The organism is Gluconacetobacter diazotrophicus PA1 5, from assembly GCF_000067045.1.
GTDB lineage: Bacteria > Pseudomonadota > Alphaproteobacteria > Acetobacterales > Acetobacteraceae > Gluconacetobacter > Gluconacetobacter diazotrophicus.
In genome coordinates this window covers 386,653-399,498 of sequence record NC_010125.1, presented here as the reverse complement: position 1 = coordinate 399,498, position 12,846 = coordinate 386,653, and the positions used below count along the sequence as shown (strand labels likewise).

At 61.0% G+C, this 12,846-nt stretch carries 15 protein-coding genes and 1 pseudogene; 5 read left to right on the top strand and 11 right to left on the bottom strand.

Annotated features, from left to right (window positions below; all coding sequences use genetic code 11):
- Positions 1-42 precede the first annotated feature (42 nt).
- The 6 genes from GDI_RS01845 to GDI_RS20170 form a co-directional block, all read right to left on the bottom strand.
- Positions 43-672, bottom strand: coding sequence for a S26 family signal peptidase (locus GDI_RS01845; protein WP_012222725.1), 630 nt, complete (start codon positions 670-672; stop codon positions 43-45).
- Positions 669-1,157 carry a DUF2840 domain-containing protein gene (locus tag GDI_RS01840; RefSeq protein ID WP_012222723.1) on the bottom strand — a complete coding sequence of 163 codons (489 nt, stop codon included), beginning with the start codon at positions 1,155-1,157 and terminating at the stop codon, positions 669-671. Before GDI_RS01840 ends, GDI_RS01845 begins: the two co-directional genes overlap by 4 nt.
- The gene (locus tag GDI_RS01835; RefSeq protein ID WP_012222721.1) at positions 1,154-2,227 is read right to left on the bottom strand and encodes a replication initiator protein A; all 1,074 of its coding nucleotides are present in this window, start codon (positions 2,225-2,227) and stop codon (positions 1,154-1,156) included. Before GDI_RS01835 ends, GDI_RS01840 begins: the two co-directional genes overlap by 4 nt.
- A complete protein-coding gene (locus GDI_RS01830; RefSeq protein WP_012222719.1) occupies positions 2,224-2,520 on the bottom strand; it encodes a helix-turn-helix transcriptional regulator in 297 nt (98 codons plus the stop codon). The genes GDI_RS01835 and GDI_RS01830 overlap by 4 nt, the downstream gene beginning before the upstream one ends.
- A gap of 96 nt (positions 2,521-2,616) precedes the next feature.
- The gene (locus tag GDI_RS01825) at positions 2,617-3,054 is read right to left on the bottom strand and encodes a DNA -binding domain-containing protein (protein ID WP_231854187.1); all 438 of its coding nucleotides are present in this window, start codon (positions 3,052-3,054) and stop codon (positions 2,617-2,619) included.
- Positions 3,055-3,196: 142 nt separating this feature from the next.
- On the bottom strand, positions 3,197-3,577 hold the full coding sequence (locus GDI_RS20170; protein WP_231854186.1) for a transcriptional regulator domain-containing protein: 381 nt from the start codon (positions 3,575-3,577) through the stop codon (positions 3,197-3,199).
- A gap of 97 nt (positions 3,578-3,674) precedes the next feature.
- Here GDI_RS20170 and GDI_RS01820 point away from each other — a divergent pair, with 97 nt between their 5' ends.
- Complete coding sequence (locus tag GDI_RS01820; protein WP_012222712.1) at positions 3,675-3,926, top strand: helix-turn-helix domain-containing protein; 252 nt, start codon at positions 3,675-3,677, stop codon at positions 3,924-3,926.
- Between the two features lie 50 nt (positions 3,927-3,976).
- On the opposite strand, the gene GDI_RS01815 is transcribed toward GDI_RS01820, so the two are convergent.
- From GDI_RS01815 to GDI_RS01805, 3 genes are all read right to left on the bottom strand, one after another.
- The gene (locus GDI_RS01815) at positions 3,977-4,348 is read right to left on the bottom strand and encodes a DUF736 domain-containing protein (RefSeq protein WP_012222710.1); all 372 of its coding nucleotides are present in this window, start codon (positions 4,346-4,348) and stop codon (positions 3,977-3,979) included.
- Between the two features lie 598 nt (positions 4,349-4,946).
- Positions 4,947-5,363, bottom strand: a complete 417-nt coding sequence (locus GDI_RS01810) for a hypothetical protein (protein ID WP_041249632.1) — start codon at positions 5,361-5,363, stop codon at positions 4,947-4,949.
- Between the two features lie 365 nt (positions 5,364-5,728).
- Positions 5,729-6,409: a DNA methyltransferase gene (locus tag GDI_RS01805; RefSeq protein ID WP_012222704.1), complete on the bottom strand. Its 681-nt coding sequence runs from the start codon at positions 6,407-6,409 to the stop codon at positions 5,729-5,731.
- 276 nt (positions 6,410-6,685) lie between these two features.
- Here GDI_RS01805 and GDI_RS01800 point away from each other — a divergent pair, with 276 nt between their 5' ends.
- The 3 genes from GDI_RS01800 to GDI_RS01785 all read left to right on the top strand — a co-directional run bounded on the left by GDI_RS01800 (position 6,686) and on the right by GDI_RS01785 (position 10,286).
- Positions 6,686-8,125, top strand: a complete 1,440-nt coding sequence (locus GDI_RS01800) for a DUF6880 family protein (RefSeq protein ID WP_012222702.1) — start codon at positions 6,686-6,688, stop codon at positions 8,123-8,125.
- 334 nt (positions 8,126-8,459) lie between these two features.
- Positions 8,460-9,140: a hypothetical protein gene (locus GDI_RS01795; protein WP_050934969.1), complete on the top strand. Its 681-nt coding sequence runs from the start codon at positions 8,460-8,462 to the stop codon at positions 9,138-9,140.
- 28 nt (positions 9,141-9,168) lie between these two features.
- Positions 9,169-10,286, top strand: a protein-coding gene (locus GDI_RS01785) for an IS3-like element ISGdi11 family transposase (RefSeq protein ID WP_157864127.1) whose coding sequence is annotated in 2 segments (ribosomal slippage) — positions 9,169-9,421 and positions 9,421-10,286 — 1,119 coding nt in all. Because the reading frame shifts where the segments join, the coding sequence is not laid out codon by codon here.
- A 397-nt stretch (positions 10,287-10,683) separates the two neighbouring features.
- Here the strand turns inward: GDI_RS01785 and GDI_RS01780 are convergent.
- The gene (locus GDI_RS01780; RefSeq protein ID WP_041249247.1) at positions 10,684-11,043 is read right to left on the bottom strand and encodes a hypothetical protein; all 360 of its coding nucleotides are present in this window, start codon (positions 11,041-11,043) and stop codon (positions 10,684-10,686) included.
- Positions 11,036-11,332, bottom strand: coding sequence for a hypothetical protein (locus GDI_RS19585; RefSeq protein ID WP_144880585.1), 297 nt, complete (start codon positions 11,330-11,332; stop codon positions 11,036-11,038). Before GDI_RS19585 ends, GDI_RS01780 begins: the two co-directional genes overlap by 8 nt.
- Before the next feature lie 326 nt (positions 11,333-11,658).
- On the opposite strand from GDI_RS19585, the pseudogene GDI_RS18805 reads away from it, so the two are divergent.
- Positions 11,659-12,718 (top strand): annotated as a pseudogene (locus GDI_RS18805) (IS630-like element ISGdi4 family transposase).
- Positions 12,719-12,846 lie beyond the last annotated feature (128 nt).

The following is a 12,846-nucleotide window of genomic DNA, read 5'->3' as shown; positions in this document are numbered from 1 at the left end:
GACAGAGTGGGAATGACAGAGAATTCAAGGGCTGAATGACCATCATTGAATGGGCGGTTCGCTCTCTTTCGCAGGCATCATGGGCGGAGCCAGGAGCAGTCCCTTCCGCATGGGATCATCCGGTTCCGGGAGGGACTCGAAATGCGGCGGTAGTGGCTCCGCCTCGCCCGTGCGAACATGAACCGGCACCGCGCGACCGATGACGGTATCCATCGGCAGGACGCCGAAATACCGTCCGTCCAGACTGGTCGGCACGGCAGCGTTCATGACGAACACCTGCCCCGGCCCGAGATACTGACAGCCCTGCCAGACCGGCAGCTTGCGGCCCCGATGATCGACAGTCTTCGCGTCGCCGGCCGTCTTACCGTCGATCGTGACGTGGATGCCGATACGGCAGACACTCTGCCCCGCCAGTGCTGCCACAGGCTTGAGCAGCGGCACGCCGAACGGCAGGTAACCACGTGCCGCCAGAAGCGTCGCTTCGCGCTCTGGCAGGCGGAGCGCGACGATGTCACCGACACGGATCGGGACGGTGGACTGGATGCGATATAGCCCGACCGGAACGCTCGCCGTCTCGTTCCAGACCCAGCGCGGTGTGGGATGAAACGCCAGCGAGGCGCCCACGCCGAGCACGGCGAAATACGTGGTGAAGAACCAGGCGCGCCGGGTCATGACGCAGCCCTCCTACGCAGCCACGCCTCGTGGCGCTCCCGCGTGTAGAGACGTGGCTCCTGCACCGCTGTGAGCCGGTGATGCAGATGCCGCCAATGATCGGGACAGACAGCCGCAGGATCGATCCCCAGCGCCTCCACACCGTCGATGGCCTCCAGCACGCGCCGCACCTTTGGCCAGCCGCTCTGGCGCAGCAGGCTCTCGCCACCAGGGCGCACGAACGGCACGGTCTGGCAGGATTCCTGAGCCTCGACCGCGCGCACAATGTCGATGCAGGACACCATGGTGCCGAAATCGTTCGCGGCCCAGCGGATGAACGCGAACACGCTGTCCGGCGTGAAGCTCATCAGCCTGCGCCTGCGGTCGAGAATGCGATCCTCGACGGGGTGGCCGAAGCGAACCCAGTGTTCGATGCGCTTCTCGATCCAGGTCAGTTCGACCGTGGTGAGGACAACGTCGGCCGGCCGGAAAGAGCGGGCGGTCATGGGACACCGACCATGCGATCCGCGACCGCTTCCCGAGCCTTTTCTCCATGCCCCGACCGGGCGACCGGAAGGGAAACCGAAAAACCGGAATCCCCTACATAATAAGTTATTATATTAGTTATATAAGTTACGGGGCTGATTCCGCTTTTGCAAACAACGCACTGCGACGTTTTCTGCACCGTCAGCAACGGTATTTCCGCACCGTGAGCAATGGTATGATCCGCATCCTGACCAACGGTAGAATTCACACGGTTATCCACAGAACCGGTGGATAATACCGTTGGGGAGATACGCAGGACTGGCTGTTTTCCGCCATAAATGACCTTGCAGTCATAACCTGGGACGACCTGGCGACGGGCAATGCCGGCGACGTCGATCACGAAATTCCGCCAGGGAGAGAGGGTGCCGGACCGGGCATGAAGATCACGAAGATCGAAACGCCACCCGTCTTTCTGCCGACCGGCATGTCGGCGCGCCAGACGGTAAAGCCACCGCTCCAGGCCGCCATAAAGGCGGAAATAGGCGGGATCGACACTCAGGACATGAGAGCGATCACAGGCCATCTCCATGAGCCAGTCCGGCAGGGTCAGGGCCACCCCGTCCTCACGGGAAATCCGGACGTCACTGATCCAGGCGAACGGCTTCTCGCGCCACTCCGGCCCCTGCCGCAGGCTGGTGGTGACGCGTGTTTCCGCCAGACGCGCGAGGGCGCCATGAAGCCGGCGATACTGGTGGGTGCCGTCAGCCCATCCCAGATCCTGGAACAGGCGCCAGGGCGTGAAGCGCACATGGCGCGATACCCACAGATCATGATTGAGGGCATCGACGATCTGGCCGGTCAGCCAGAGCAGGATATCGGCGTCCCGGATGGTCGCCATGCCCAGAGGAGCCGAGGCTTCGACAACGATCTCCATCTGACGCGAGCGGTAGCGAAGAGGCTCAAGGCGCGCCACGTGCCCCAGCGCGAAAAACGGACGCCCCATCAGATCACGGATGTCACGGGGTCGTGCCGATCCCGTGACCACAAAACGGCGGTCAGGCTGGCGCCAGCTATCGGCGGCCGGCATCATCGTCCGGCACTCCGCTGCGCCTTGCGGGCCTTCGCCTGCAAGCGGATGATATAGGCGCGGGGATCGGATGGCATGGGAATGCCGCCACCGTCCCCGGTGGAGAGCCTGACGTTCAAGTCGGCCCAGGCGCAGAGGTCTTCGACGGCATAGACGATCCGGCCGCCAAGCTGGCGGTAGAGCGGACCGGTGCCGCAACTCCGGTGTTTTTCGAAAGTGCGGATGGACAGACCAACGAAATTGGCTGCGTCCGGGGTGCGCAGATAGCGCGGTGGCAGTGTCGGCTGGACACGCATGGGGTGTTCCTCCCGGTGGAGCGGGCCACTGGCGGGATGCTGCGGCCCATGAGGGGACGCTGCCGGAGAATGGGGCTTGGGGAGGGATGACAAAGTTCAGGCCACCAGACTGTCACCCCCCAGCTTCAGCCCCTGAAGGAGGGCGATGTGGCCGCCGTTCTGGTAGAACGCGGCACCGTCGAGATCGCGGTAAAAGGCGCGGTGCCATGAGCTGGCACGCCATTCATTGCGGGACAGGTGCAGGACGCGCTCGCCGTAGATGCCTGCTGCGATCCGGCGTGTCGCCACTCCCGTGCGCCGGCCTTCGGCGATGCAGAGCATGCGAACCTGACGGAGTTTCTGCTGGGAACTCAGGCGCAAGATGGAGGGAAGATGACCGGGCGCCTGGCCGACAAACAATCGGCCAAAGCGCGCGACGCAGGCCAGACGGGTCGAGAGGTGTCTGTCGTCGATGACGAACCAGGTTCCCGGTGCATCGGGCTGCCGATCGACGACTATGACGATGCGCAGCGGGCCAGAATCGCCGTCCAGCACAAGATGGATACCATCGGAACCATCATGTCGTGCCCGAGCGTATGGCGCGAGGCGGGACAGAATGTCACCCCCGTCGCCATGCACGACAACTTCCGGCGCGACGTCCGGATCCCAGAACGCAGGGGCAAGCCAGGCGGGGAGATCAGGGTCGACAGGGAAAACGTAACCCCCAGCGACGGGCGAAGGCGCGCCATACTTCGGCGTCAACCTTGCCCGTCGTCATGGTTGCTGCATGATCGCGCCGGTAGGCCGGGTTGTGCCGCAGCCATTCCTGGGCGAGACCAGCAGGGTCGAGCCCGGCATAGGCGCGACGAAGGGGTGCGGCATCCCACGGCCGGATTGTCGGCACGCCCCCCTCCCCCGATATGTCATGGATTCGACCCAGTATCCGGTGCGAAACCGGAACGGGTAGTCTCCAAAACTCAGGGAGGTGATCCCAAATATATCCTTTAGACTTGGGATTATTTCTATATCGGGGAGATATTGACGCCAGATGGGCCGAAAACGTCGGTTTCCGCGACATCACGTGATGCCTATGGCGCATCATAGGAGAAGGCGTTTGACGTTCCGTGTATTATAATACGTAGCGCGATAATACACAAATCGTTCCTATCCTGCGGATGGACATCCGAGGACTTTTCGGCGCGAACGTGAGGCGCCTGCGACGCGCCGCCGGTCTCAGCCAGGAGGCCCTGGCGGAACGGATGGGCGTGGACCGCGCCTATATCAGCTGGATCGAGACCGGGCGCCAGAACGCGACGCTGCTTTCGCTGTGGCATGCGTCGCAGGCGCTGGGTGTGCGGCCGGCGACGTTACTGGATGAAAGCCACGTTGCCGCTACAGAAGAGGCACCCACCGGCGGGAAGCCATAACTGGCCTGAAGAAGAAAGCCCCTCCGGCGTACCGGAGGGGCCGGCGGTGGTCAGTCCCCGTTACGCGGGCGCTGGCGGCTCCAGATCAGGTTGTAGGCGCCACCTTCCTCTTCGAAGAGGCTGGCGAAGATCGGACCGGGAAGGGTCGGATCGTCCAGCTTCACGCTGAGATATTCGCGCCAGTCCGTGGTGTGCTTGATCCAGGCGGCCCCGGCTTCAAGTTTGCCGATCTGGATCCGGAAGTTGGGAACATTGTCGCTGGCCCGGCTGGCTTCGGGCACGAAGCGGATACCTCGGATTTTCTGTGTCAGGGTGACGATCTCGCCTTCATACCCCTCGCCCACCTTCTTGAATGAACCGATGATCATTGTCCTGTCTCCTGGCTTGTATCGGGCCGCGACCACCGTGGCCTCGATGGCCATCGTCAGCCCGGAGACGACCGGCGGCGCACCTGCTCGCAGGCCAAAGCAACGCGGAGGACGGCGGCACGGAGCTTTGTTGATGCGCGAGGAATGACGGCGCAGCCGGCAGGGGAAGAAAGTTGCGGGCCGCCGTTGCGCCGTAGCCGGGCGAGGCGAAGCCGGTCTTCAGGCAGATCGGCCATATCGAGAGGCCATGGTGTGCGGCGCCGTCAGCCCTGCGGAGAGACAGGTCAGCCCGTCGTGTTCCATGGCAGGGGCGCGGGGTGTCAGGAGATATCCGTTTCCAGACAGGATACAGACCGAACAGTATCCGCCGCCGGGAGAACACGCTGGCCGGCACCATGTTCCCTGTCCTTCCCGCTCGACAGGCAGGACGTTGATGCCGGGCCGCCAGTCATGCCAACAGAACGACATGCGTTTTCCGCACCGAAGCTGACCGACATTTCACTCCGGTCGGGTCTGTGCCGGGCTTCTCTCGCAGAAGGAAAGGCGCCTCCCTGCCCCGAGACCTGGACTGCCAGCGCCCGCGCAACGGGGACTTAGCGCCCCGCGCTGACCTTTTGAACCTGGCGAAAACTGTGATTTTGCCACCGGGAACTTACGCGGACTGGATGGCGCAGAGCCGTGTCCATGCCGCCCCACCCACGCACAGCGCCCCGAACGTCGCGAAAAGGTAGGCCGGCATGGCGCTCATGTCGCCCATGCCACAGAAACCCAGCGTCGTGCCGAACCCCGCCAGCGCGGCTGGCAAGGCAAGCTGCACTGATACCGCAACCCGCAGGGCAGGATCACGTGAGGAGGCGAGGATCGCCTGACCGGTCGCCAGCACCACGATCCCGGCGGCGATGCCTGCGAGAATGGCATGGGCACCGGACAGCACGCCATGATCGTAGAGTATGGTGCAGACCATCGCCGCCACGAACAGGGGCGCGGCATAGACCGCGCACAGAAACAGCAGCCAGCACAGGAAACCTATACTGGCGAAGCCAAGGACAATACCGAGACCGAGCAGCATGGATCGCGTCCTTTCCACAACGAGGAACACCACACACATGCCGCGACGATTCAGGAATATCCATGAAATAGCATTGGACTTTCCTACACTGGTTTCACGATCACGACAGCGCGCGAAACGTGCCGACTATGACCTAGGCGCCACCTGTTGGTGCCTTCCGCTCGCGTCGTGGACGCGGTGCGTTGTTCCGCCAGCGTTGCGGATGGTTGACCGGGAAAGGTCTCGCACATCCCTCCAGGCAGAAAAGTGCGAGCCGGCCCGGCCGGCGAGCGCCGCGCGCGCCGGGTAACGGCGCGTCCCGCCGCCGGTCCATCGGGACCGGCGCGATTTTCTGGCCGCCCGGTGAGGCGAAGAAAGGGGGCGGCTTACGCCGCCGCCCTCCCCGCCCCGTGCCAGGCCAGCCTGCGGGTTGCTGTGGCCGCGTGGTCCGGGTCCAGTTCCATCCCCAGCCAGTCACGGCCAAGATGCTGCGCCGCCACCAGCGACGAACCCGAACCGGCGAACGGGTCCAGAACCAGGCCACCCACCGGGCAGAAGGTTTCCACCAGGGGAAGGAGTGAAGCCACCGGCTTTTGCGTCGGGTGCAGTTTATTGCCCGAATAGGGCATGTCGAGCACGTCCGGGATGGGTTTTGCCGGAGGCATTACATTCCCCTTGGCCAGAAGATAGGCGCTTTCGTGTTCATACCGGAGAAACCGGGAAGAGGATGAATAGGACTTGCGAAAAACGATATGTCCGACCATGCGGAACCCTGCCGCCTTCCAGGCATCGGCGAACAGGTCGATACGGTTCCAGCCATAGAACGAAACAGCAAACCCGCCCCATTTCAGGACACGGTGCATCTGGTTGAAGGCGGGCCGGAGCCAGCACGCATTATCGTCGTTACGCACCTTCCGCCCGTCCCTGCCCTGATAATTCACGAGGTAAGGCGGGTCGGTCAGGATGAAATCCACCGAATTACGAGGGAGCGCGCGCATAAGCTGCACGCTGTCACCATTCAGGATGGTATTGCGGAAATCGGTCGCCGTGTTGGTGTTTCCGGTCATGGTCTTTGCCCTTTGTTCCGCGAGGAACAGCCCCCGCTGTTCCTCTGCCTCGCGGCGAGCAGCGGGGTAGCAACGGCAAGGGCGACCGATGGGGAGGGGTCTCTCCCGGTCTGCACGGAGCGCAGCGCAGGAAGATCGGGGACACCCCATTGGGCGGCGTCAGCGCGCTGACGCGCACCCTTGCCGGCGCGAGGGCGGAGCCATTAGCTTTTTTCCTCTTTTTCATGGCAACGGCATTTGATTGCGTCCCCTGTGTCACTGTCATAATCTGCATTCATGGCCCGCACTCCTTCTACAAAACCTGCCACCCGCAAATCCGCCGCATCCGCGAAAGTCGGCACGACCGTCACGAAAGACAATCTGAAAGCCCTTGGTGCGGATCGGCTTGCAGACCTTCTGGTCGAACTGTCGGAACAGGATACCGTGCTCACCCGGAAGCTGCGCATGGCGCTGACCGCCGCCCATGCGAAAGACAAACTCGGCAAGGAGATCGAGAAAAGGCTGCGAACGATCCAGCGTTCCCATGGATTCCTGCCCTGGGATCGGATCAAACCCCTTGCGACCGAACTCGATGCCTTGCGCCAATCCATTCTCGATGATGTTGCAACGACGGATGTCGGACAGGCCATTTCCGCGATGCGTATTCTCGTGGAACTTGCTCCTTCCGTCTATGAGCGCTCTGATGACAGTTCCGGTTACCTGTCAGATGTGTTTCGCGAAGCGGCCTCCGACCTTGGCACCCTCTTGGGACGACAGGCTGGCCGGGATCCGGCTGTCACCGTCAGGGATCTGCTCACGCTTCTCGATAATGACGGGTATGGCACGTGTGACCACCTGATCGCGTCGTGCGGCGAGGCACTGGGTACTGCAGGCGCGGCCATGCTCAGAAGCACGCTTCTTGCACGACTGCACGACCTTCCCGCTTCAAAGGCGAAGGGAGACTATCGTACCGACATCGGGCGGATGCAGACCCTCGGTCACCTGAAGGATCTGGCCGACGCGATGGGTGACGTCGATGCCTACATCGAAGCAGTCAACCTGAGTGAACGTCAGTCCGCCTCTATCGGCGATGTTGCACGCCGCCTGCTGGACAAGGGACGCGCCCATGAGGCGCTCAAATGGCTCGACCGGGAGACCGATGAGACATCCCGGTTCCGCTGGGAAAACGATGACCTTCGGATCGAAGCGTGCGAAGCCGTGGGCGACCGTGACCAGGCCCAGTCCCTGCGATGGAAAGTCTTTCAGGAACGCCTGAGCCTGCCGCACTGGCAAGCATACCAACGCCATCTCAGTGATTACGATGCGATTGATGCTGAAGAACAGGCACTCAATCACATCCGTAATTTCCCGGTCAGGAGCGTAGCCCTTTCCACTCTTCTTGAATGGCCAGCACTCGACGCCGCTGCCCGGCTCGTGCGGGAACATACGACAGAACTGGACGGGCGCGATTATGGGACACTCCGTCCGGCTGCCGATCGTCTGTCTGAATCATATCCCAACGAGGCGACGCTTCTTTACCGACTGCTGGTCGAGGCCGTGCTGGATAAAGCACTGTCCCGTTACTATTCCTATGCTGCCAAGGATCTCGCCTCCTGCCGACTGCTTGCACCAATGCTGACAGCGACAAGCGGCATGGAAACCCATGAAGCCTTTATGATCCGCTTGAAAGTGCAACATAAGCGCAAGCTGGGATTCTGGTCACTGATCGGTGAATAATTAAAGACGGCAATGGAGGGGGGAGTAGAATGTCTGTTTTTGGGAAAGGGACGGCCAAAAGCAGTCATTGGTAGTTCTCACGTTCATGACTGTTACCGACCCAGATCTCGCCGTTCAGCAGGACGCGCTTGAATGTCCGACCACTCCGAAACGTGCCATTAGTATGCGTCTGACCATCCGGACAGCAGGCGCAGACATCGCTGCCGTTTTGGCATCCTAATCTGCGAACTGAAACCTGCCGTTCATTCACATTGCCCAGGGCATTCTCGGATCTGCTGGGTCTGGGATAACGTCCTCTTTCTCTCATGCCGTGTCAAACGGCAGGACCGACTGATTGACTGCTATCATCGAAATGCTACGGTATTTCAAAGTTCCAGAGGAGTTAAGTTACTGCACGTTCGATAGGTGGGGTATGAACGAGAGATCACGCGTCGACAAGACAAGCGCAGAAGACAAATCAATCGGGTTCGACTACCAGTATTATTATTTTTTGAATGAGCTCCTGAGCCTGAAGAGCGGTCAAACTGCGAGCTACGAAGTTCTAGATGATGTTCACATTGAGCGTGCAGACGGCAAAACATTGCTCGTGCAATTGAAACACACCGTCCAGAAAAATGCGCAAGGCGATCCTATAAACCTCGCCAAGCTTGATCCTGATCTCTGGAAGTCTATTTCCAACTGGTGCAAAGTAATTGTTGATCCGGCAGACGGGCGGTCATCTGTTGCTGACCAGCTGGTGTTTCTGAAGAATACCTCATTTTTGCTCGTATCCAACAAGTCCGGCAACACCCGGAACTCCGTCCTGTCCTCGATTGATGAATTCTGGAATGGCACAAAATCGCACGTGGGTTTCATATCTGATATTCGCGCGCTCAAGACTAAGACCAAAGACGAGACCATCAAAGGATATATCGACGATCTCCTGAACCTTGACCCAGGTGTATCGGAGGCATTCCTTCGTAATTTATCGTTCGGGCTGGGCCTGACCTTGCCCCCTGAAATGCCCTCGCATTGAAGTAAGGTCTGTCCACTGGAGACAGACGATGAAGAAAGCGCGATTTACGCAGGACCAGATTATCGGGGTCCTGAAAGAGCATCAGGCGGGCGCTACGGCTGCGGATCTGTGCCGCAAGCACGGGATCAGTGACGCGACCTTCTACACCTGGCGGTCGAAATACGGCGGGATGGAGGTGTCGGAAGCGCGGCGCCTCAAGGCTCTTGAAGAAGAGAACGCGAAGCTGAAGCGGCTTCTGGCGGAGAGCGTGATGGACGTCTCGACGCTGAAGGAACTACTGGCAAAAAACTCGTGACGCCCGGTTTGCGGCGGGAAGCCGTGACCTGGGCGATCCGGGAGAAAGAGTATTCGCAGCGACGGGCCTGCCGGCTGATCGGCATGGACCCGAAGACCTGGCGCTATGCGTCACGCCGCCCGGATGATGCCGCAGCGCGCGGGCGGCTGCGCGAACTGGCTGGGGAGCGACGGCGATTTGGCTACCGGCGACTGCATATCCTGCTCGGCCGGGAAGGAATGACGATGAACCACAAGAAGCTGTTCCGGCTGTATCGCGAAGAGGGGCTGTCGGTCCGCAAGCGTGGCGGCCGGAAACGGGCGCTGGGCACGCGCTCGCCGATGATGCTGCCCGACGGGCCGAACCAGCGCTGGAGCCTGGATTTCGTCTCGGATGCATTGAACAACGGACGGCGCTTCCGGGTGCTGACGGTGGTCGACGACTACACGCGCGAATGTCTGGCGCTGGTGGCGGACACCTCGTTATCAGGCGAACGCCTCGGTCGTGAACTCGACCGGATCGGCGAGCATCGCGGCTGGCCGCTGATGATCGTTAGCGACAATGGCACCGAGATGACATCGAACGCGATCCTGGCCTGGCAGCAGAAGCGATCGGTGCTGTGGCACTATATCGCACCGGGCAAGCCGCAGCAGAACGGGTTCGTCGAGAGCTTCAACGGCCGGTTCCGCGACGAATGCCTCAATGAGCATCTGTTCCGTAACATCGCCCACGCTCGGACGGTCATCGAGGACTGGCGGGCCGACTACAACGCCGTCAGGCCTCACACCAGCCTCAATGGCATGACGCCAGAGGCTTTCGCTCAACACGCCACCAAGGCATACAACAATACACAGACCCTAACTCAAAACTGAGGGCACGTTCGGGGCAGGGTCACGCTCCACCTCAGCCAGCGTCTTGTGGCCTGTGATCGCCGCAATCTGGTGCATCATGCATTCGGCTTCAGTCAGGCGACGGGCAGCGGCCTTGCGCAGTCCATGCGAGCTTAGGCCAGTGGGCATGTCGGCTGCCTGCACCTATTCCACGAAGTGGTTGTAAAACCCGTTCGGGTTGCAGGGTTTCGGCACCGCTTCGCGCGTCATCAGGAAGCGCGGGGCCTGCGGGCTAAATACGCCTCACCAGCTCAGAGAGGGGGTATGACCGGCTGCGTCACCGTCTCGCCGGTGACGTTGGCCGAGATGCGGCAGGCGCAGCGCATTATCCGCCGGAAACCCGGCCAGAGCCGGGTGCCTAACGTACCTGCGATACCGGTCAGGGATGAGTAAAATGCGCCACGACATCGTTCCAGCGCGCAGCCAGTGTAAGAATCGCTACGGCGAGCCCTACCATAATGGACATGCTTCGCGTTGTGGCCAATTTACCCGTGCGCTCTTCCAATACCGCCGTGCGCACCTCGATGGCATGCATGCTGTCCTTGGTCGCCATGGTCGTCTCAATACGGGTAAGCGTCACCTGTATGGCATTCAAGGTGTCCTTGATGCCGTCGAACTTACTCTCCAAGGCAGTGACGCGGTGATTCATATCCGAATCATGGGGAGGGCCGCCCCCGCCGTCAATGCCTGTTGTCCTGGGAACTCCGGGGAAAAGGCGCACATTGTTACTGTTAGCCATTCCCGTTTCCCTCGATAATTTCCCCCATGAATGTGTGGACAAACCCACAATTTGAGCAGGCCATTGCGTATGCTTCATAATATTTCGTGGGTGGATTTAGCAATATTACCGGATATTCATCTTTGTATCCAAGAATTACCATATCCTTTTCTCCACAGAAAACACATCCTCTATTAAGAAGATTCTTTTCTTTTAATTTTCCTGTCAAAATATCCAATCTTTTTTTGTCTAACTCGGTTCCTTCCTCAGAAACTACCTGACCTGAATCAGCGGAATTTTCACCAGGCATTCTTCACTCCTTCTTTTTGTAACCGCTATGCGATCCATGACACATCCACCTCCACACCCGCTGCCCGACGACATGACCTGACGTGGGGATCACAACCGTCGCGCGAACCAGACGACGCGACCGAGCGGCTTTCAGCTTACACCTGAGCCAGCACCCGCTCCACTGCCTGGGGCTCCGGTCTATCACCAGCAGAAGCGTCCTGGCAGCCTTCTCCGGTCGTCTCATACCAACTCCGGTCCGCCCTGACTCATATGTGATTGCCTGACGGTATCGTTCTGGAACGAGCTGTGATTCACAGGATGCCGAACCGGGCGGGAGGCATCCGAATGGGCGGGGCGTTAGCGTTGCGTGAGGATTATGATGCGGCGGGACTGCGTGCTCTGGCGCGGACAACGAGGCATGCGGGCCAGGCGCGTCGGCTTCTGGCGCTGGCGGCGATCTACGATGGTGCGTCACGCGGAGACGCGGCACGACTGGCTGGGACGGATCGGCAGATTGTGCGGGACTGGGTGGTGCGTTTCAACGCCGAGGGCCCGGATGGCGTGCGGGATCATCATGGGGGCGGTGTCGTTCCCCGCCTGACACCAGCCATGTTGGAAGCGCTGATGCGCCGGATCGAGGACGGCCCGATCGCTGCCGTGCATGGGGTGGTGCGCTGGCGGCAGGCTGATCTGGGGCAATGGCTTTATGAGGAATTCGGCGTCTCTCTTTCGCGCAGCCGCTGAGCGCCGTTATCCGGGGCCTCGACTTCCGCCTTCTGACGGGACGCCCCCGGCACCATGCCCAGGATCCCGAGGCCCAGGACGTTTTTAAAAAAGCTTCCCCGACTTCATGGATCCGGGATCCGGGCCCGGCATCCCGGCAAGGCCATCGAACTCTGGTGGGGCGACAGAGGCGAGGGTCGGCCAGAAAACGAAGCTGACGCGCCGCTGGGCCAGACGCGGCACCCGTCCACGCGCGCCTGCCGATCAGCGCACACGTTCGGCCTGGATCTTCGGAGCGATCTGTCCGGCGCTAGGCAAGGGAGCGGCCCTCGTCCTGCCCTGGTGCAACCTCCACGCCATGAACCGGCATCTCGACGAGATCTCGCAGGCCGTAGCGCCGGGCGCTCACGCTATCCTCATCGTCGATCAGGCAGCGTGGCATACCAGCCCGAAACTCGATATCCCCGCCAACATCACCATCCTGCCGCTCCCGCCACGCTCGCCCGAACTCAATCCGGTGGAAAACGTCTGGCAGTTCATGCGCAATACCTGGCTGTCGAACCGGATCTTCCGCACCTACGACGACATCGTCGATATCTGCTGCCACGCCTGGAACCAGCTCGTCGACCAGCCCTGGCGCATCATGTCCCTCGGGCTACGACAATGGGCACATGGGTTTTAACAAACAGGAGTTGGTATCACGCCCTGCTCCCAATCCCGCACCGCGTTGCGGCTGAACCCATAGTGGTTGGCGAACGCCTCCCGCGTCAGGCCTATCTTCGCGGGAAGTTCGGAAGAGCGGTCTCTGTG